Source organism: Actinomadura gamaensis, from assembly GCF_042652125.1.
GTDB lineage: Bacteria > Actinomycetota > Actinomycetes > Streptosporangiales > Streptosporangiaceae > Spirillospora > Spirillospora gamaensis.
In genome coordinates, this window is record NZ_JBHSIT010000008.1 from 291,635 (window position 1) to 311,079 (window position 19,445).

Annotated in this window: 12 protein-coding genes and 1 pseudogene; 8 read left to right on the forward strand and 5 right to left on the reverse strand. The window is 74.0% G+C overall.

All coding sequences use genetic code 11. The annotated features are described in order from the left end of the window. Positions 1–76: 76 nt before the first annotated feature. The 4 genes and pseudogenes from ACFPCY_RS27125 to ACFPCY_RS27140 form a co-directional block, all read left to right on the forward strand. A complete protein-coding gene (locus ACFPCY_RS27125) occupies positions 77–1,213 on the forward strand; it encodes a glycosyltransferase family 4 protein (RefSeq protein ID WP_378259659.1) in 1,137 nt (378 codons plus the stop codon). Between the two features lie 150 nt (positions 1,214–1,363). Next, positions 1,364–3,436, forward strand: a complete 2,073-nt coding sequence (locus tag ACFPCY_RS27130) for a hypothetical protein (RefSeq protein ID WP_378259660.1) — start codon at positions 1,364–1,366, stop codon at positions 3,434–3,436. Further along, complete coding sequence (locus tag ACFPCY_RS27135) at positions 3,436–4,725, forward strand: MATE family efflux transporter (RefSeq protein WP_378259661.1); 1,290 nt, start codon at positions 3,436–3,438, stop codon at positions 4,723–4,725. The genes ACFPCY_RS27130 and ACFPCY_RS27135 overlap by 1 nt, the downstream gene beginning before the upstream one ends. 514 nt (positions 4,726–5,239) lie before the next feature. Then, positions 5,240–5,512, forward strand: a pseudogene (locus ACFPCY_RS27140) (hypothetical protein); the annotation flags it as partial. Here the strand turns inward: ACFPCY_RS27140 and ACFPCY_RS27145 are convergent. From ACFPCY_RS27145 to ACFPCY_RS27165, 5 genes are all read right to left on the reverse strand, one after another. Next, on the reverse strand, positions 5,495–6,472 hold the full coding sequence (locus ACFPCY_RS27145) for a sulfite exporter TauE/SafE family protein (protein WP_378259662.1): 978 nt from the start codon (positions 6,470–6,472) through the stop codon (positions 5,495–5,497). The pseudogene ACFPCY_RS27140 and the gene ACFPCY_RS27145 sit on opposite strands and share 18 nt — an antisense overlap. Before the next feature lie 160 nt (positions 6,473–6,632). Beyond that, entirely contained in the window at positions 6,633–8,228 is a 1,596-nt protein-coding gene (gene cysC / locus ACFPCY_RS27150; RefSeq protein ID WP_378259663.1) for an adenylyl-sulfate kinase, read from the reverse strand. Between the two features lie 108 nt (positions 8,229–8,336). Further along, positions 8,337–9,149 carry a class I SAM-dependent methyltransferase gene (locus ACFPCY_RS27155; protein WP_378259664.1) on the reverse strand — a complete coding sequence of 271 codons (813 nt, stop codon included), beginning with the start codon at positions 9,147–9,149 and terminating at the stop codon, positions 8,337–8,339. Between the two features lie 135 nt (positions 9,150–9,284). Further along, entirely contained in the window at positions 9,285–11,030 is a 1,746-nt protein-coding gene (locus ACFPCY_RS27160; protein ID WP_378259665.1) for an MFS transporter, read from the reverse strand. Continuing rightward, on the reverse strand, positions 11,027–11,617 hold the full coding sequence (locus ACFPCY_RS27165; RefSeq protein ID WP_378259666.1) for a TetR/AcrR family transcriptional regulator: 591 nt from the start codon (positions 11,615–11,617) through the stop codon (positions 11,027–11,029). The genes ACFPCY_RS27160 and ACFPCY_RS27165 overlap by 4 nt, the downstream gene beginning before the upstream one ends. A 291-nt stretch (positions 11,618–11,908) precedes the next feature. On the opposite strand from ACFPCY_RS27165, the gene mfd reads away from it, so the two are divergent. The 4 genes from mfd to ACFPCY_RS27185 all read left to right on the forward strand — a co-directional run bounded on the left by mfd (position 11,909) and on the right by ACFPCY_RS27185 (position 19,383). Next, positions 11,909–15,421 (forward strand): transcription-repair coupling factor, encoded by a 3,513-nt coding sequence (gene mfd / locus ACFPCY_RS27170; RefSeq protein ID WP_378259892.1) that lies wholly within the window; start codon positions 11,909–11,911, stop codon positions 15,419–15,421. 10 nt (positions 15,422–15,431) lie between these two features. After that, positions 15,432–16,100 (forward strand): SurA N-terminal domain-containing protein, encoded by a 669-nt coding sequence (locus tag ACFPCY_RS27175; protein WP_378259667.1) that lies wholly within the window; start codon positions 15,432–15,434, stop codon positions 16,098–16,100. 3 nt (positions 16,101–16,103) lie between these two features. Further along, entirely contained in the window at positions 16,104–17,078 is a 975-nt protein-coding gene (locus ACFPCY_RS27180) for a nucleoside triphosphate pyrophosphohydrolase (RefSeq protein WP_378259668.1), read from the forward strand. Between the two features lie 82 nt (positions 17,079–17,160). Further along, a complete protein-coding gene (locus ACFPCY_RS27185; RefSeq protein WP_378259669.1) occupies positions 17,161–19,383 on the forward strand; it encodes a transglycosylase domain-containing protein in 2,223 nt (740 codons plus the stop codon). Positions 19,384–19,445: the final 62 nt, after the last annotated feature.

The window sequence follows — 19,445 nt, forward strand, 5'->3', positions numbered from 1 at the left end:
GGGTAAAGCGGAGTTAATCTGAGGGTTGCGGGAGTCTGTTCTATCAAAGCCTGCCAGATGCGGCGGAAGGGGAAGCGTGGGCCAGCGAGAAAGCGGACCCGTGGTGGTGCTGGCACATCCGTCGCCGGATCTCTACGGCTCGGACCGGATGCTCGTCGAATCGGTCCGCGGGCTCGCCCGCGACTGGCGCGTCCTGGTGACGCTACCGGCGGACGGCCCCCTGTCGCAGGCGCTTCGCGAAGCCGGCGCGCGGGTCGAGGTGCTCCCGGTTCCGGTCCTGCGCAAGGCGTACATGAGCCCGGCGGGGCTGTTCCGGCTGGCCTTCGCGGCGGCCCGGACGCTGCCGGCCGCCTGGCGGCTGCTGCGCCGCGAGCGCGCCGCCGCCCTCTACGTCAACACCGTGACCATCCCGCTGTGGCTGGTCGCGGCGCGGCTGGCGCGCGTCCCGGCGCTCTGCCACGTCCACGAGGCCGAGGACGGCGTGCCCGGCCCGGTGCGCGCGGCCCTCGCCGCGCCGCTGCGCCTCGCCCGCACCGTGATCGTCAACAGCCGCGCGAGCGCCGCCGCGCTCGGCTCGGCCGGACGCCGCGCCCGGATCATCTACAACGGGGTGGACGAGCCGCCCGCCCCCGTCCCCGAGCCGCGCGCCGTGCTGACCGGGCCCGCCCGGATCGTCCTGGTCGGACGGCTCTCCCCGCGCAAGGGGACCGACGTCGCCGTCCGGGCCGTCCGGCTGCTGGAGGACCGCGGCGTCCCGGTCCGGCTGACCCTCGTCGGCGACGTCTTCCCCGGTTACGAGTGGTTCGAGCGCGAGCTGCGCGACCTGGCGGCGGGCAGCGCCGCGATCGAGTTCGCCGGATTCCGGCCCTCGGTGTGGGAGTCGTTCGCCGAAGCGGACCTCGCGATCGTGCCCTCGCGGGTCGAGCCGTTCGGTAACGTCGCCGTGGAGGCGATGCTGGCCGGACGGCCCGTCGTGGTCTCCGCCACGCAGGGCCTCACCGAGATCGTCGTGGACGGCGAGACCGGCGTGCGGGTGCCCCCCGCCGACCCCGCGGCCCTGGCGGACGGCATCAGCCGCCTGCTGGACGACTGGAACGCGGCGCTGACCAGGGCGAAGAGGGCCAGGTCCGACGCCGCCGCCCGCTTCGGCACCGCCCGCTACCACCGGGAGCTGCGCGAGGCCGTCACCGCCCTGACCGTCCCGACCTCCTGAGCCGATCGCCCGAACCGACCTCCTGACCCGATCGTCCGAACCGACGTCCAGACCCGGTCGCCGGCCCGACCTCCCGGTGCGAGCCCCGCCCGGCACCGCCTACCCTCCGCAAGGACCCGCCCGACCTCCCAGAGGATGAGAAGCAACCCGATGACCGCACCGAGCACCGCCCCTCCGGCCGCGTCCGAGATCAGTCTCGTCGAGGCCGTCTGGCGCTACCGGCTGATGTCGTCCCTCATCGTGGTGGCCTGCGTGCTCGCCTCGGTCGCGGCGACCGCGTTCTTCCTGGGCGGCGCGACCGCCACCGCCCGGTTCGCCGTGACCGACCCCACCAACAACAACAACGTCCTGCGCCAGGGCGTGGTGTCGGGACCCGGCTACGCCGCCTACACCGCCCAGCGCGCCGCGTTCGCCGGATCGGCGCCGGTGCTGGGCCGCGCCGCGGAGATCATCAAGTCCAAGCACGGCCCCGCGCTGACCGCCGCGTCCCTGCGCGGACGGGTCAAGACCTCCACCAAGCCCGACAGCGGCGTCGTGATCGTCAACGCCTCCGGCGGGGACATGCCGCAGGCGGCCCTCATCGCCAACGCCGTCGTCCAGGCGTACCAGGAGGAGACGATCGCGACGGCGACCGCCAAGCTCGACAACCAGCTGAAGAAGATCCAGGACAGCGAGCGCGAGATCACCCGCAACCTGGAGACCACGCCGGCCAGCACGCGCGAAGGCCGGGTGCTGGCCGCGAACCTCGCCAAGCTCCAGTCGCAGGAGAGCGGCGTCCTGTCGGCGCGGGCGAACGCCAACGACGGCGTCCAGTTCGTGGACAACGCCGATCCGCGCGCCTCCACCCCCGACCAGATGCCGCAGAACGCGGTCATCGGGCTGGCCATCGGCGCGATCCTCGCCTGCGTCGTGTCCTTCCTGCGCGCCACCTCGGGCGGGCCGCTGCGCCGGGTCGGGTCCCGGTCGCCCCGGCCGTCCGGGCCCGAGCGCCGCATCGAGCGGATCTGGACCGACGAGGAGGTCTACGGCGCGGCCCCCCGGCCCGCGCTCCCGCCGGGCAACACCGGCCCCAACCGGATCATCCAGGACCCCAGGCAGGCCGCCGACCAGCGGTACAGCGGCCCCGCGCCGCGCCAGAGCACCCCGCCGAACCCCGCCTCGCCCTCGTACTCGCCCAGCCACTCCCGTCCGGTCGATCCCGCCCCTCGCGCGGACTTCGGGGCCCGTCCGGGCGCTTCCGGCGTCAACGGCACCGTCAGCGGCAGCGTGAACGGCCCTGCCAACGGCGCTGCCGGCGGCCCTGCCAACGGCGCTGCCGGCGGCTCTGTCAACGGCACTGCGGGCGGCAGCGGGTTCGGGGCGTCCGGCAGCGGTGAGCGGCGCGCGCAGCCCGCGTCCGAGCCGGACGGGCGGCGCGTGGCCGGAGGCACGTCCACGGGCGGGCGGCACTCGGCCAACCGGCCCGCCGCCGCTCCGCGGCCGTCCGATCCGCTGGGCGCCGACGTGCGACCGTCCGATCCGCTGGGCGTTGACGTGCGGCCATCCGACCCGCTGGGCACCGACTCGCGCTCGTCCGACCCGCTGATAGGCCCTCGGACCTCGTCCGACTCGGCGACCGGGGCCGGGACGGCGCCCGGGACCGGAACCGGGACCGGTTCGAGCTTTGGGCGTGCGCCTGAGCTGGGTGTTTCCCCTGCGAGTCCCGCCCCGGCCGCTGCCGCTCCGGCTGCTGCGGGGACGCCCAAGAGCACCGTCGGCGAGGACGGGCCGCCCGTCGCGTCCGGGCGCGGGCAGGGCGGCGCCAACGGGCGGGCACGTTCCGGCGGGGCGCACTCGCGCGGCTCGTCTCGCGACGACGGGTCGTTCCGCGATCCCGCGAAGGCGCTGGAGACCGGCCTGTCCATGACGCCGCCCCAGCCCGGCGACGAGGGCGACGGCGCCGGCGAGACCGAGGCCAAGCCCGCCGACCTCGCGGGCGACCCCGGCCGGACGGTCGAGGACCTCCGGATCGTGGACGACGAGATGCTCGCCGCCGCCGGGAAGTCCGGCAAGCCGTCCAACGGCACGTCGTCGAAGGGTTCGGTGAAGGGCGCGGCCAACGGCTCGTCCGACGGCACCAAGGGCACCAAGGGCGCCGACGGCGAGGACAAGAAGGACGTCGCCGGGAACGGGGCCGGGATCCTGTCCGGCGACTCGCCGCTCACGCGGTTCGACCGCGACTGATGGGCGGACGGTTCGCGGGCAAGGCCGCGAAGCTGCTGTCGTCGGCGGGCGGCGCGGTGGCGGTGCAGTTCGTCACCGCGGGCGGGAGCCTGGTGGTGCAGTCGCTCGCGGCGCGGACGCTCGGCGCGTCCGGGTACGGCGCGTACGCGCTGTTCTTCGCCGTGCTCGTCATGATCACGTCGGTGCAGACGAGCTTCGTCGGCGACACGCTCACCGTGTACGACCGGTTCGACCCGAAGGTCCGGGGCGCCCTGATCTGGTCGGTCGCCGGGACGGTCACCGCCGGCGCGGTCGTCGGCGCGGTCGTGTCGGTCGCGATGGGCCTCGCCGGAGTGGCCGGGACGGCGCTGTTCGCCCTGCTCGTGGCGCTCTGGCTGCTGAACGAGACCGGGCGGCGGATCTTCACCGCCCGGATGGAGTTCTGGCGGCTCACGGTCAACGACGCGTCCTACCTGGTGGTGACGCTCGCCACCGTCGGCCTCGCGGTCGGCCTCGGCGTGGACGGCTCGGTCGAGCTGCTGCTCGGCGCGATGTGCGTCGGCTGCCTCGGCTCGATCGCGCTGGCGCGGCTGCGGCTGCCCGCCGAGGAGTACGCGGGCGCGCCGCTGCGCGGGACGGCGCTGCGGGAGATCCTCGGGTTCGCCTGGTGGCGGTCGGTGCAGGCCGGGGTCCGGCCGGGCGCGCTGCTGCTCGCCCGCATCATGATCGCGGCGTTCGCGTCCACGGCGGCGCTCGCCGGGGTGGAGGCGGCGCGGCTGCTGCTCGCGCCCGCGATGACGTTCGTGAACGGCGCGGGCTGGTTCCTGCTGGGCGACTTCGCCAAGGCCGAGCGGGAGGGCACGCCGATGCCCGCCCGCGCGGCGCTGCGCGCGTGCGGTCTGATGGCCGGCATCGCGCTGGTGCTGAGCCTCGGCGGGATCGTCCTGGTCGACTGGCTCGGCCCGGTCGTCACCGGCGGCTCGTTCGACGTGAACCGGACGGCGCTCGCGGGCTGGGGCATCTACGCGGTGTGCTTCGCCTGCACCCTCCCGCTGGCGAGCCTCGCGACCGCGCGCAAGAAGTCCCGCATGGTGTTCGCCGTGCGCGGCGTCGAGAGCGCCTTCGGGCTGCTGGTGCTGCTCGGCCTGCTGGCGGCGGCGCCGAGCCACGCCGCGCTCGCGCCGTACTGCCTGGGCGGCGGCGGGCTGGTCTCGGCGGCGCTGCTCTGGTTCCTGCTGCGCCGCGACGATCCGCGTCCGGCCGGGCGGGAGCAGCCCGAACTGGCCGCTGCGCGAGGGGTTTCGGGCTAGTTCGGGCGTTTCCAGTGGCTATTGTTGCCGCATGCCAGTTCTGCTCTGCGGTGCCGTCGTGCTCGCCGTCATCGCCGGCGCCGGGCTGGCGTTCGTCGTCCGCCCGGCTCTGGTCGGCCGGGTCGCGGACGCCCTGAAGGGCGGCACGGACGGCGCGAACCCGGTCGCGGCCGTCCGGCGGCGGTTCCTGCTGGCGCGCGCCGAGCTCGTCCGGGCGCTCGGGCCGTGGGGCGCGTACGCGCTGCTGACCGCGGCCGTGATCGGCGCGACGCTGGTCGTCGCGTGGCCGTTCGGGCGCCTGGTGGCGTTCCGGTTCGGGCAGCACGCGATCGACTGGCCGGTCTACGACTGGATCACCGCGCACCGGCTGCACGGCGGCTGGACCCGGCTGATGGCGCAGGTCACGCAGGTCGGCGACCGGCCCGCGACCCGCTACTTCGCGGTCTTCTCCATGGTGGTGACGCTGCTGCTGGCGCGCCGCCGCCGGTGGGTCCCGGTCGTGCTGATCGCGGTGATGTTCCTGACGCAGTACTGGGGGCAGCTCGCGCTCGCCGCGCTCGTGGACCGCGGCCACCCGCCGACCAATCCGGGCACCTACCCGTCCGGGGCGACGATCCGGCTGCTCGCGCAGGGCGGCTTCTGCGTCTTCCTGATCTTCCAGTACGCGCGCGCACGGGGGATGCGCTGGGCGTCGAACCCGCGCTGGATCGCCGCCGCGTTCACCCTGGTCGTCCTGCTCGGCGCGGTCGAGGGCTACACGCGCCTCGACCTAGGACGCCACTGGATCACCGACGTGGCCGGCGGCTGGCTGGTCTCCGGCCTGCTGACGGCCGGGTTCACCTACGCCGCCGGGGCCGTCCTGCCGTGGGCGGCGGGCCGGGGCGAGGAGCCGCCCGTACAGCCAGAGCAGGCCGCCCGCGGCGGCCAGGCCGACCATCGTCCAGGCCAGCGGGACGGCGGGCACCCCGAACATCTTCAGGCCGGACACCACTAGGACGAACGCCAGCACGCGCCGGATGATCCCGCCCGGCGCGCGCGAGGAGATCCGCGATCCCAAGTAGACGCCGGGGATCGAGCCGACCAGCAGGGCGCCGGTGACCTCCATCTGGAAGTCGCCGAACAGCAGGTGGCCGAGGGCGGCCGAGAACACCAGCGGCACGGCCTGGAGCAGGTCGGTGCCGACGAGCTGGTTGGCGCGCAGCGCCGGGTACAGCGCCAGCAGCGCCACGATGATCAGCGAGCCGGACCCGACCGAGGTCATCCCGACGACGAGCCCGCCGGCGGAGCCGACCAGCGCGGTCGGCAGCGGCCGGACGGCGATCTCGGGGTTCTCGTCCTCGCCCTCGCCGGCGTCCGCGCGCCTGCGGCTCATCCACGCCTTCACGACGATCCCGGCGGCGGCGACCAGCAGCGCCACGCCCATCGCCTTCTGCACCACGTCCTGCACGGACGCGCCGTCCCCGAGGGCGCGCGCGACGAGCACCCCGGCGAACGCGGACGGCACCGACCCGGCGCACAGCCAGCCGACCAGCCGCAGGTTCACCGTCCCGCGGCGCAGGTGGACCAGGCTGCCGACCGGCTTCATCACGGCCGCCGCGACGAGGTCGCTGGACACCGCGGCCAGCGGGCTCACGCCGAAGAACGTCACGAGCATCGGGGTCATCAGCGCCCCGCCGCCCATGCCGGTCAGCCCGACGACGACGGCCACGAGGAACGAGCCGCCCGCCATCGCCCAATCAAAGTGCATCGGCATGACCTACCAGACATACAGGAAAACCTCGTAACAGGGTACGAGGCGGTGCCGCCGGGGGGGAAGCCCGACCCCGGCGGCGGGGATCACGTGGGGCGGATCACGTGGGGCGGAACACGTGGGGCGGATCACGTGGGGCGGATCAACTCGGGATGGATCACTCGGGGCGGAGCCAGCCTCCGGCCGTGAGCAGGTCCACGACGCGCGCGACCGCCTCGTCCGGGGTCAGCTTCGAGGTGTCGAGGGTGAGGTCGGCGTCCGCGGGCTCCTCGTAGGGGTCGGAGACGCCGGTGAACTCGGGGATCAGCCCGGCGCGGGCCTTGGCGTAGAGGCCCTTGCGGTCGCGGCGCTCGCACTCCTCCAGCGGCGTCGAGACGTGGACGAGCACGAAGTCGCCCGCCGCCTCGACCATCCGGCGCACCTCGGCGCGCGTCGCGGCGTAGGGCGCGATCGGCGCGCAGACCGCGATGCCGCCGTGCCGGGTGATCTCGGCCGCGACGAACCCGATGCGGCGGATGTTCAGGTCCCGGTCGCCGCGCGAGAAGGTCAGGCCGGCCGAGAGGAGGCGGCGGACGACGTCGCCGTCCAGCAGCGTGACCGTCCGGCCGCCGCGCTCGACGATCGCATCGGACAGGCCGCGCGCCACCGTCGACTTCCCGGAGCCGGACAGCCCGGTGAAGAACACCGTGAGGCCGCGCTCGTGCTTGGGCGGGCGCGCGACGGCCAGCTCGGCGGCGACGGCGGGCGGGGTGAACCAGTCGGGGATCGGCTCGCCGCGGTCGAGCAGGTCGCCGAGCTGCTCGGCGGTCAGCTCCGCCTGGACGTGGTCGGGCGCGATCCGCGCGACCGGCCGCCACACCTCCACGTCCGCGTCGAACGCCCACGGCTCCGGGACGACCACGGGGATCGCGGTCCCCTCGACCTCGGTGGACGCCAGCAGGTGCGTCGCGCCGTAAGCGGCGGCGACCTGCGCGCGCAAGAGGATGTCCCGCTCGTCGTCGTGACCGGCGTCCCGCCCACCGTCGCGTCCGGCGTCACGTCCGGCGTCGCGGCTGCCGTCGCGGGACGCGTCGCGTCCGGAGTCGCGGGCGGGGGTGGTGGCGTCCTGGGCGCGGTCGCCGCTCGCCGGGCGGACGGGGAGCGGCACCGGGACGACCTGCGCGCCGTCCGGCAGCTCCCGCCGGACGGCCAGCACCGCGCGCACGAGCGACTCGTCGTGCACGCCGCTCAGCAGCGGCAGGACGAGCACCCGCGCGCCGAGCCGCTCCGCGACCTGGCGGATCTGGCCGAGGGCGCGCCGGTGCAGCGGCTCGCGCGTCGCGACGGCGAGCACCGGCCCCTCGACGGGCTCGATCTCGTCCGGACGGCGCCGGAGCCGGTGGAACGGGCCGTGCGCGGGCGCGCGCAGCGGCTCCAGCGGGCCGGCGAGGCGCCAGCCCTGGGTGGTCGGGTCCTGCCAGGCCTCGGTGACGGTCAGGACGGCGAGCGGCACGCCCTCCGGGTCCTGCAGGACGACCCGCTCGTGCGCGGTGAGGTCCTTCGGGACGGTCAGCGTGACCGGGACCGGCCACGGAGTTCCGTCGGAGAGCCGTCCGCCCGCGATCACCATGGCCGTGTCGAACGCCCCGAGGAAGCCCGGCAGCGGCCGGTACACCCCCGACAGCAGCAGCTCCAGATCCGCGAGCTCCACCGGGTCGGGCGTCCAGGTGGGCAGGTCGCGCAGCATGTCGGGAAGGCCGGCTTCGGCGGTCACCGCGGTCTCCGATCCCGCCCGGCGGGGGCCGGGCCGATCCAGGTCAATAGGGGTTTCCGCAGAAAAATACCGAGCCCGCGGTCGTCCGCGCACCTTCGGTGCGGTCGGTCAGATCACGCGGGCGTACCGGTTCTGCGGTTTGCGGATCACCAGCGCGATCTCCGAGTGGGTGGCGGGCAGCCGTCCCCGGCTGGCCGTCGCCACGCCCCGGCACGCCGCGGCGACCAGGCCGGTCCCGGCCCCGAGCGCGGTCATGCAGTCCCGCGAGGTGTACTCCTCGGCGACGACCAGGCCGCGCATCCCGCAGTACCACTGCATCCCGGCCCGCGACGCCACCCGGTCGTAGACGGTCGGCGCGGGCGGCGGCAGCGACCCTCCGGACGCGTGCTCCGGCGGGCCGTCCGGCTCGGGCGGGGCGTGCGGATGCCGCGAGGCCCGGACCGGGAGGGGGACGCGGCCCGCGGCGGTGCGGACGGCGATCCGGCGCAGCGGCCGGGGGACCTTCCGGTCGAGGAACCCGAACGCGGTGTCGCGGTCGCGCATCCGGACGAGCAGCAGCCCGCCGGGCTTGAGCGAGGCGACGATCCGGTCGAGCACCAGCTCGGCGTTCCGGAGCCGCTCGATCAGGTACGGCGCGTGCACCACGTCGTAGGCGCGCGGCGGCATCGGGACGGCCCGCAGGTCGCCCAGATGCCACTCGTCGAGGTCGGCGCGGGCGCTGGTGCGGTCGCGCAGCGCGGGCAGGTCGAGGTCGACGCCGATGATCTCGAAGTCCAGGTCGCCGAGGTCGAGCGCGTGCCCCCAGCCGCAGCCCGCCTCCAGCAGCCGCAGCCGCTGCGGCGGACGCTCGGCGCCGTGCTGGCGGACGCGTGCGGAGAACAGCTCGCCGGGGTTGACCGGTGTCGTGCGCAGTTCGGTCACAACGTCGCAGCGTAACCGGAAGATCGCGCAGCGTCCGCCGGTTGCCGTTTCTTGGTGGGGTTCTGAGCCGACTTATGCCCGCCGGCTCATGCCCGCCGCCCGTGCCCGCCGCCCGTGCCCGCCGCCGGTGGCCCGTCAGTGCTCGGCCTCGGCGAGGTCCAGGTCGCGCGGGGTGAGCAGCCACACCGCGACGGCCGCCGCGAGCATCAGCGCACCGCCCGCCAGGCCCGTCCATTCCAGGGACGTGGTGAAGGCGTCCTTGGCCTCCTCGACCAGGTGCGCGCCGGCCGGCCCGGCGACCTCGACCGCGCCCGCGATCGACTCGCGGGCCTGGTCGGCGGCGCGGCCGGTGATCCCGGCGGACGCCAGGTCCGACACCGGCAGCCCGTGCCGGAACACCGCCGCCGCGAAGCTGCCGAGGATCGCCACGCCGAGCGCGCCGCCCAGCTCGTAGCTGGTCTCCTCGAACGCGGCGGCGCTGCCGGACCGCTCGGCGGGCGCGCCCGCCATGATCACGGCGGACGCCACCGCCAGCGCGCCGAGCCCGATCCCGACGACGAGCAGCGCCGCCGCCACGGTCGGGTAGCCGAGCGGCTGCGGGCCGAGGAACAGCGTCACGAACCCGGCGCCGATCAGCAGCAGCCCGCCGGACAGCACGGCCCGCGCGCCGATCCGGTTCGCGATGGCCGGGGCGAGCGGCGAGAAGACGGCCGCGCCGACCGCCTCGGGCAGCAGCCGGACCCCGGCCTCCAGCGGCGAGTACCCCTGGACGACCTGCATCCACTGCGCGAGCAGCAGCATCGTCGCGGCGGCGGCCGTGCTCACGGTCAGCGCCGTGACGACGCCGGCGGAGAACGCCCGTCCGCGCAGGAGCCGGATGTCCAGCAGCGGGTGCTCGCGGCGCAGGCAGCGCCGGGCGAACCAGCCGAGCGCGACGACCGCGGCGGCGGCCGCGGTGAGCGCCTCGCCGGTGACGCCGTCCTTGCCGAAATGCTTGATCGCGTAGACGAGCGCGACCATGCCGACGATCGACAGCAGCGCGCCGAGCGCGTCCCACGGGCCCGGCCTCGGGTTGCGCGACTCCGGCAGCAGGAGCCATCCCGCGACCAGCGCGACCGCCATGACCGGCACGTTCACCAGGAACGCCGAGTGCCAGGAGAACGCCTCCAGCAGCGCGCCGCCGAGGATCGGGCCGAGCGCGCCGCCCAGCGCGGCCGTGGTCGCCCAGATGCCGAGCGCCGTCGCGCGCTCGCGCGGGTCGGGGAACAGGTTCCGGATCATGGACAGCGTGGACGGCATGATCATCGCGCCGCCGACGCCGAGCACCGCCCGGACGGCGATCACCGCGCCGGGCGTGTTGGCCCACAGCACGGCGAGCGAGGCCAGCCCGAACAGGGCGAACCCGGTGAGCAGCATCCGCTTGCGTCCCCACCGGTCGCCGACCGCCGCCCAGGTGACCAGCAGGCCCGACACGACCAGCGAGTAGACGTCGACCATCCACAGCAGCGAGATCGAGCCGGGCCGCAGGTCGGCGGCGATCTCCGGCAGCGCCACGTTCAGGACGGTCATGTCCATCACGACGAGCAGCAGGCTCGCCGAGAGCACCGCCAGCCCCGCCCACCTGCGCGGATGCGGCGGCGGCAGCGCCGCCCGCGCGGCGCCGTGCCCGGCTGCCCGCGCGGTGTCGCCGCCCGCCGCCGCGTCGCTGCCCATCGTCGCGTCGTGGCCTGTCGTGCCGGTGACCCGGCCCGTCGCCGCGCCGCGGCCCGTAATGCCGGTGTCCCGGCCCGTCGCCGCGCTGCCCGTGGTGCCGGTGTCGCGGCGCGTCGCCGCGATGTTCCGGCCCGTCGGTCCCGTTTCGACCGGCTCGGCGGTCGTCATCTCGTCCCCCCGTCGTCCACGCTTCCCGGCGCGCCTCCCGCGCCGGTCAGAAAGGTCTCGATCAGCAGGGCGGGCACGTCGCGGCGGGCCACATCCCCGCGCCGCAGGCTCTCCCGCACGCTGATCATCAGTCCGTACACGGTGTTGCTCACCCAGCGGACCGGCAGGTCCGCGCGCAGCACCCCCGCCCGCCGGCAGGCCGTGTAGAACGCGATCTCGCGCTCCTCCAGCCGCGAGCCCCACGCGACCAGCTCCGGGACGCGGTTGACGAAGTGGTCGGTGAGCGCGAAGCCGAAGTCGTCGGCGTCCGCCACGAAGGCGGTCAGCAGCGCGCGCAGCGCGGCGGCCAGCCGGTCGGGATCGCCGGACGCGGCGGCGGCGTCGATCCCTGCGGCGTCCTGGGACTCCTCCCAGCGCCGGGTGGCGCGCTCGCCGAGCGCCCGGAGCAGGTCCTCGCGGCTGGCGAAGTGCCGGTGCAGGGTGGCGCGGCTCACCCCGGCGGCCTCGGCGAGCTGGGCCATCGAGGCGGTCGGGTCGGCGTTCAGGCAGCGGATCGCCGCGCCGATGATCTCGTCCGTGCTGCGCATGTCCGTCCACAACGTCTCGGGTGCGACATTTATGTCTCATTCTAGACGCCGTTGTCGTATCCGCGAAGCGAATAACCGCGGACGCGGCGCGCGGGCGCCCAGTGCGCAGGAGTCCCAGTGCGCAGGAGTCCCAGTGCGCAGGAGTCCGCGCGGGGTGTCGCAGCCGCCGCGTAGGGTGGGTGGTGACACCGGTGGGCCATCGGCTTTTCCGGGTTTTCGGGCTGCCCCGAATCGGGTCGCGGCGGGCGACGCCGCGGATTGTTCGGCGGGGCGATGACGTTGCAGGCAGTGATGACGCTTTCTGGACTTGTTGATCTCGCGTACTCCGACGACACCCTGCGCACGGCGCTGGCCAGCCCGGACGACCCCCGGTCCGTGGTCGCTCCGCCGTCCCTCTGGCCGATCCTCGGGGCGGCGCTGTCGCGCGCCCTGCGCCGGACCGGGAACGGCGGCGACGGCGGCGTGGTGCTGGCCGTCACGGCCACCGCCCGCGAGGCCGAGGACCTCGCCGCCGCGCTGAGCAGCCTGCTCGACGCCGACCGCGTGGCGCACTTCCCCGCGTGGGAGACCCTCCCGCACGAGAAGCTGTCGCCGCGCTCCGACACCGTGGGCCAGCGGCTCGCCGTGCTACGCCGCCTGGTCCACCCCGGCGCGGACGAGGGCCTCGGCGGACGGCTGGACGTGGTGGTCACGCCCGTCCGGGCCGTCCTGCAACCGATCGTCGCGGGCCTGGCCGACCTCGAACCGGTGCGGCTGCGCTCCGGCGAGGACGCCGACCTGGACGACGTCGTCCGCAAGCTCGTCGACGCGGGCTACCACCGCGTCGACCTGGTGGAGAAGCGCGGCGAGATCGCCGTGCGCGGCGGCATCCTGGACGTGTTCCCGCCGACCGAGGAGCACCCGCTCCGGGTCGAGTTCTGGGGCGACACGGTCGAGGAGATCCGCTACTTCAAGGCCGCCGACCAGCGCTCCCTGGAGATCGCGCAGGACGGCCTGTGGGCCCCGCCGTGCCGCGAGCTGCCGCTGACCGACGCCGTCCGGGAACGCGCCAAGAACCTCGCCGACCGGCATCCGGCGCTGGAGGAGATCCTGCTCCGCATCGCCGACGGCGACACCGTCGAGGGCATGGAGGCGTTCTCGCCCGTCCTCGCCGAGCGCATGGAGCTGCTCACCGACCTGCTGCCGAAGGGGTCGGCGCTGCTGGTCTGCGAGCCGGAGCGCATCCGCACCCGGTCGGCGGAGCTCGTACGCACCAGCCAGGAGTTCCTCGAGGCGAGCTGGGTGAACGCGGCGGCCGGGGGCGCGGCCCCGATCGACCTCGGCGCGGCGGCGTTCCGGTCGCTGGAGGACGTCGTCGAGCACAACGACGCGCTCGGCCTGTACCGCTGGACGGTCTCGGCCCTCACCCAGGAGGACGAGCTCGACCTGGGCGTCCACCCTGCCGAGGCGTACCGGGGCGACACCGCCAAGGTGATGGCCGACCTCAAGGCGTGGGTGGACGGCGGCTGGCGGGTCGTCCTGGTGACCGCCGGGCACGGGCCGGCCGAGCGGCTGGTCCAGCTGATCGGCGAGGAGGGGCTCGGCGCGGCCCTCACCGACCTGGCGAACGAGCCGAAGCCCGGCCTGGTCAACGTGTCCACGGGCCTGCTGGAGAACGGCTTCGTCTGGGACGAGGTCAAGCTGGCCGTCCTCACCGAGACGGACCTGTCCGGGCAGAAGGCGTCCACCAAGGACATGCGGCGCATGCCGTCCCGGCGGCGCGGCGGCATCGACCCGCTCCAGCTCCGGCCCGGCGACTACGTGGTGCACGAGCAGCACGGCGTCGGCCGGTACGTCGAGATGGTCAGCCGCACCGTGCAGGGCGCGACCCGCGAGTACCTGATCCTGGAGTACGCCAAGAGCGACCGGCTGTTCGTCCCGACCGACCAGCTCGAGGAGCTCACCCGCTACGTCGGCGGCGAGGCCCCGAGCCTGCACCGGCTCGGCGGCGCGGACTGGCAGAAGGCCAAGTCGAAGGCGCGCAAGGCGGTCAAGCAGATCGCGGGCGAGCTGATCCGGCTGTACTCGGCGCGGATGGCGAGCCCCGGGCACGCGTTCGGCGCCGACACCCCGTGGCAGCGCGAGCTGGAGGACGCCTTCCCCTACGTGGAGACGCCCGACCAGCTCGCCGCCATCGAGGAGGTCAAGTCCGACATGGAGAAGCCGGTCCCGATGGACCGGCTGATCTGCGGCGACGTCGGCTACGGCAAGACGGAGATCGCCGTCCGGGCGGCGTTCAAGGCCGTCCAGGACGGACGCCAGGTCGCGGTGCTGGTGCCGACGACGCTGCTCGTCCAGCAGCACCTGTCCACCTTCTCCGAGCGGTTCTCGGCGTTCCCGGTCAGCGTGAAGCCGATCAGCCGGTTCCAGACCGAGGCCGAGATCAAGGAGACCCTCGACGGCCTCGCCAAGGGCACCGTGGACGTCGTGGTCGGCACGCACCGGCTGCTGTCGGCGCAGACCCGGTTCAAGAACCTCGGCCTGGTGATCATCGACGAGGAGCAGCGGTTCGGCGTCGAGCACAAGGAGGAGCTGAAGCGGCTGCGCACCCAGGTGGACGTGCTCGCGATGTCCGCGACGCCGATCCCGCGCACGCTGGAGATGGGGCTGACCGGCATCCGCGAGATGTCCACGATCCTCACCCCGCCGGAGGAGCGGCACCCCGTGCTGACCTTCGTCGGGCCGTACGAGGAGAAGCAGATCGCCGCCGCGATCCGGCGCGAGCTGCTGCGCGAGGGCCAGGTGTTCTTCGTGCACAACCGGGTCCGCTCGATCGGCAAGGTCGCCGCGCAGATCCAGCAGCTCGTCCCGGAGGCGCGGGTCGCGGTCGCGCACGGCCAGATGAACGAGCACGAGCTCGAGAAGGTGATGGTCGACTTCTGGGAGAAGAACTTCGACGTGCTCGTGGCGACCACGATCGTCGAGTCCGGCCTGGACGTCCCGAACGCCAACACCCTGATCGTCGACCGCGCCGACATGTACGGCCTGTCGCAGCTCCACCAGCTCCGCGGACGCGTCGGACGCGGCCGGGAGCGCGCCTACGCCTACTTCCTGTACCCGCCGGAGACGCCGCTGACCGAGACCGCGCACGAGCGGCTCGCGACGCTGGCCCAGCACACCGAGGTCGGCGCGGGCATGTACGTAGCGATGAAGGACCTGGAGATCCGCGGCGCGGGCAACATCCTCGGCGCGGAGCAGTCCGGGCACGTCGCGGGCGTCGGGTTCGACCTGTACGTCCGGATGGTCGGGGAGGCCGTCCGGGACCTCAAGGAAGGCGGGTCCCGCGCGGAGGAGCTTCCGGAGACCAAGGTCGAGCTGCCGGTGGACGCGCACCTGCCGCACGAGTACGTGCCGGGCGAGCGGCTGCGCCTGGACGCCTACCGCCGGATCGCGGCGATCACCTCCGACGAGGAGATCGCGGCCGTCGCCGACGAGCTGAAGGACCGGTTCGGCCCGCTGCCCGTCCCCGTGCTGAACCTCCTGGAGGTCGCGCGGTTCCGGGCGAAGGCGCGCCGGGCCGGGCTCAGCGAGGTGGTCGTCCAGGGCAACTTCGTCAAGTTCGCCCCGGTCGAGCTGCCCGACTCGCGGCAGGTCCGGCTCCAGCGGCTCTACCCGAAGAGCCTGCTCAAGCCCGCGACCCGGACGCTGCTGGTCCCGGCGCCCAAGACCAAGCCGCTCGGCGGGACGCCACTGCGCGACCAGGAGCTGCTCAAATGGGCCACCGACCTCGTCGAGGCCCTGTTCCTCGAACCCGCGCGGGCCTAGGGTGCCGATCATGAAAACGACGAGGATCACGGCACTGGCGGCGCTGCCGCTGTCGGTCGTGCTGCTGTCCGGCTGCGGCGGCGGCCCGGTGAAGGCGGGCGCCGCCGCGCTGGTCGGGGACGAGCGGATCAGCGTCTCCGGGCTGGACCGGACCGTCCGGGACTGGTGGCCGGAGTTCAAGGCCGACCCGCAGGCGAGCGCGAACCGGGCCGAGCCGCCCGAGCAGCAGCAGATGGGCGGGGACGCGGCGAGCGAGTCCGACGTCCGCGCGACGCTCACCGCGCTGGTCTTCCTCAAGGTCGGCGACCAGGCGGCCAGGGACCATGGGGTCGAGCCGACCGGCGGCGACGTCGACCAGGCCATCGCCCTGATGGACCAGACGCCGAACTCCAACGCGGTGTCCACCACGCTCGCCGCGGGCCTGCCGAAGGACCGGGTGCGCGACGTGGCCCGGTTCAACGCCATCCAGCTCCTGCTGATGGACAGGTTCGGCTGGGACCACACGCGCGACTCGCCGGCGGCGCAGCGCGCGATGCAGCGGTTCGACCAGGCGCTCGGCGAGGCCGCGCGCAAGCTGAAGGTCCGCGTGAACCCCCGCTTCGGCACCTTCGACCCGACCAAGGTCGCGATCAACCCGGTCGTGTACCGGCTGTCCGCCCATGAATCAGGTGTGCGCTGACCGATGAGTCTCATCCTGCTCGCGACGTCCCACCGGGTGGCGCCCGGTCTGCTGACCTGGCGCGCCTGGGAGGCGCTGCGCTCGACCCCGCGCGTGCTGGCGCGGAACGACCATCCGCTGCTGCCGTACCTCGCCGAGGCGGGGGTGCGGGCCGAGCAGGTCACCGACCCGGACCCCGCCGCGCTGGTCGAGCTGGCGCGGCGGGAGGGCGTCCTCTGGATCGCCGCGCAGGACGGCGACGAGCGGCTGATGCGCGACATCGGGCGGCGCGTCGTGGACGACCCGCTCGACGTCGAGGTGCTGCACGGCTCCTACGACCTGCCCGGCGCGCGCCTGCTCGACCTGGTCACGGTCATGGACACGCTGCGCCGCGAGTGCCCGTGGGACCGCAAGCAGACCCACGAGTCGCTGGTGAAGTACCTGCTCGAAGAGGCCTACGAGGTCGAGGACACCGTCGCGACCGGCGACTACGGCGCGCTGCGCGAGGAGCTCGGCGACGTGCTGATGCAGGTCGCCTTCCACGCGGTCGTCGCGTCGGAGCGGGACGACGACACCGCGTTCACCATCGACGACGTGGCCGCCGGGATCGTGGACAAGCTCGTCCGGCGGCACCCGCACGTGTTCGCGGACGTGACCGTCCGGGACGCCGACGAGGTGAACGCGAACTGGGAGCAGATCAAGGCCGCCGAGCGGGCCGAGAAGAGGGGCGCGGACGCCTCCGTCCTGGACGGGGTGCCGATGGGCCAGCCCGCGCTCAGCCTCGCCGCCCAGTTGCAGCGCCGCGCCGCCCGCGTGGAGCTGCCCGAGGACGCCTACGAGGTGGCCGGGTCGGACCTGGTCACGCGGCTGTTCGCGCTCGTCCGGCAGGCGCAGGCGGAGGGCGTGGACGCCGAGGCGGAGCTGCGCGCGGCGTCCCGCGAGTTCGCGGACCGCGTCCGCGCCTGGGAGCGCGAGCACCCCGCCGACCCCGCCGGCTGACCGCTCCGGCGCCGCGTCGATCGGTGAACGAAGATCGGCGAAGGTCTGGCCCGCCCGTGGTCCTCCGTTTACCCTGGGGCCCGTGCTGCCTGGTCTACGGGACGACGAGACGCAGGACAAGTTCCGCGCCGTGCGGGGCCTGTTCGGGTTCGGCGCGCTCGCCGGAGTGCTGGTCGCGCTCCTGCTGCTGCCGACGGCGTTCACGGCGGGCGTGTCCACCCGCGACGCCGCCGGATGGTTCGAGGACGACCCGGACGGCCTCGACACCGGGGGCGTGCCGGAGCGTTCCACGATCCTCGCGGCGGACGGCGGCTCGATCGCGACGTTCTACTACCAGAACCGCATCGACGTCCCGCTGGACCAGATCGCGCCGGTCGCGCGCCAGGCCGTCCTCGCGATCGAGGACAGCCGGTTCTACCAGCACGGCGCGCTCGACTCCAAGGGCACGCTGCGCGCGCTGATCAGCAATCTCGGCTCGGGGCAGGTCACCCAGGGCGGGTCGGGCATCACGCAGCAGTACGTCAAGAACCTGCTGCTGACGCAGGCCACCAACGACAGCGAGCGCAAGGGCGCGACGGAGGTCTCGGCCGGCCGCAAGATGCGCGAGCTGCGCTACGCGGTCGCGGTGGAGAAGAGGTTCTCCAAGGACGAGATCCTCCGCCGGTATCTGAACATCGCCTACTTCGGCGACGGCGCGTACGGCATCGAGGCCGCGGCCCGGCACTACTTCTCCAAGAACGCCTCGAAGCTGACGCTGCCGGAGGCGGCGCTGCTGGCGGGCGTCGTCCGCTACCCGTACGCCTACGACCCGGTGAACCACCCGGCCGTCGCGCGCCAGCGCCGCGACGTGGTGCTCGCCCGGATGGCGGAGCTGAACTGGATCCCGAAGGCGACCGCCGACGCCGCCGCCGGCCAGCCGGTGCAGCTCCACGTGCACGAGGCGCGCAACGGCTGCGTGAGCAGCGCCGCGCCGTTCTTCTGCGACTACGTGCAGCGGGAGATCCTGACCAACCCGACGTTCGGAAAGACCCGGGCGGACCGCGAGAAGCTGCTCAAGCAGGGCGGCCTCACCATCCGGACGACGCTGGACTGGAAGACGCAGAACGCGGCGCAGAGGGCCGTGGACCGGCACGTCCCGCCGAAGAACTCCGCGCACAAGGCCGCCGCCGAGGCGCTGGTCGAGCCGGGCACCGGCGCGATCAAGGGCATGGCGGTGGACCGCGACCTCGGCCCGGACAGCCAGCGCGGCAAGACCTGGATCAACTTCGCCGCCGACGCCGACCACGGGTCGAGCATCGGCATGCAGTCCGGGTCCACGTTCAAGGTGTTCACGCTGGCCGCGGCGCTCCAGGACGACATGCCGTTCGGCACCATGATGGACGCGCCGACCGAGTTCACCCCGACCGGCTACCGGAACTGCGACGGCAAGCGCGTCGGCGACCCGAACGCCTCGCTGCGCAACGCCGCCGACGGTGAGGGCGGCAAGCAGTTCTCGCTGGTCACCGGCACGTGGCACTCGGTGAACACCTTCTTCCTCGGGCTGGAGAAGGAGGTCGGGCTCTGCGAGACCGTGCAGATGGCCGAGAAGCTCGGAATGCGGCAGGCCAACGGCAAGCCGCTGGAGGAGTACCCGTCGTTCACGCTCGGCTTCAACCAGGTGTCGCCGCTGCGGCTCGCGGCGGCCTACGCGACGTTCGGCGCGCGCGGCAAGTACTGCAAGCCGATCGCGATCACGTCGATCACGGGCACCGACGGCAAGCGGCTCAAGGTGCCGACCGCGGGCTGCAAGCAGGTGATCGACAAGGGCGTCGCGGACGCGGTGAACTACGTCCTGCAGGGCGTGCTCACCAAGGGGACCGCCGCCGGGTCGGGGATCGGGCGTCCGGCGGCCGGGAAGACCGGCACCGTGGACAACTTCTCCGCCGCCTGGTTCGCCGGGTACACGCCGGACCTGGCGTCGGCGGTCTGGGTCGGCGACCCGCGCGGCGGCTACAAGTACCCGATGGACGACCTGTGCATGGACGGGGAGTGCTACGGCGAGGTCTTCGGCGCGACGATCCCGGCCCCGATCTGGCAGGACACGATGTCCGGGGCGCTGGACGGCACGTCCGCGACCGACTTCCACGACCCGCCGTCGCACTACTTCAGCATGGGCGACGGCGAGACCGACCCGAACAAGAAGGACAAGAAGGACAAGAAGGGCGGCGACACGAAGAGCCCTGACACCAGGGGCCCCGACACCTCGCCGACCGTGCCGCCGACGCTCTCCCCGAGCCCCAAGCCGGGCGGCGGCCCCCAGCACTGAGCCTTCCCGCGCACCGCGCGGATAGGCCGCTGACCTGCGCGGTCGTGTGTTCCGGCGCGCCC

Excerpts from the sequence above, each read along its gene's own strand:
- ACFPCY_RS27165 (WP_378259666.1), bottom strand. The coding sequence starts at position 11,617 with ATGCGCAGCACGGACGAGATCATCGGCGCGGCGATCCGCTGCCTGAAC.
- mfd (WP_378259892.1), top strand. The coding sequence starts at position 11,909 with ATGACGCTTTCTGGACTTGTTGATCTCGCGTACTCCGACGACACCCTG.
- ACFPCY_RS27180 (WP_378259668.1), top strand. The coding sequence starts at position 16,104 with ATGAGTCTCATCCTGCTCGCGACGTCCCACCGGGTGGCGCCCGGTCTG.
- ACFPCY_RS27135 (WP_378259661.1), top strand. The coding sequence starts at position 3,436 with ATGGGCGGACGGTTCGCGGGCAAGGCCGCGAAGCTGCTGTCGTCGGCG.
- ACFPCY_RS27145 (WP_378259662.1), bottom strand. The coding sequence starts at position 6,472 with ATGCACTTTGATTGGGCGATGGCGGGCGGCTCGTTCCTCGTGGCCGTC.
- ACFPCY_RS27160 (WP_378259665.1), bottom strand. The coding sequence starts at position 11,030 with ATGACGACCGCCGAGCCGGTCGAAACGGGACCGACGGGCCGGAACATC.
- ACFPCY_RS27175 (WP_378259667.1), top strand. The coding sequence starts at position 15,432 with ATGAAAACGACGAGGATCACGGCACTGGCGGCGCTGCCGCTGTCGGTC.
- ACFPCY_RS27130 (WP_378259660.1), top strand. The coding sequence starts at position 1,364 with ATGACCGCACCGAGCACCGCCCCTCCGGCCGCGTCCGAGATCAGTCTC.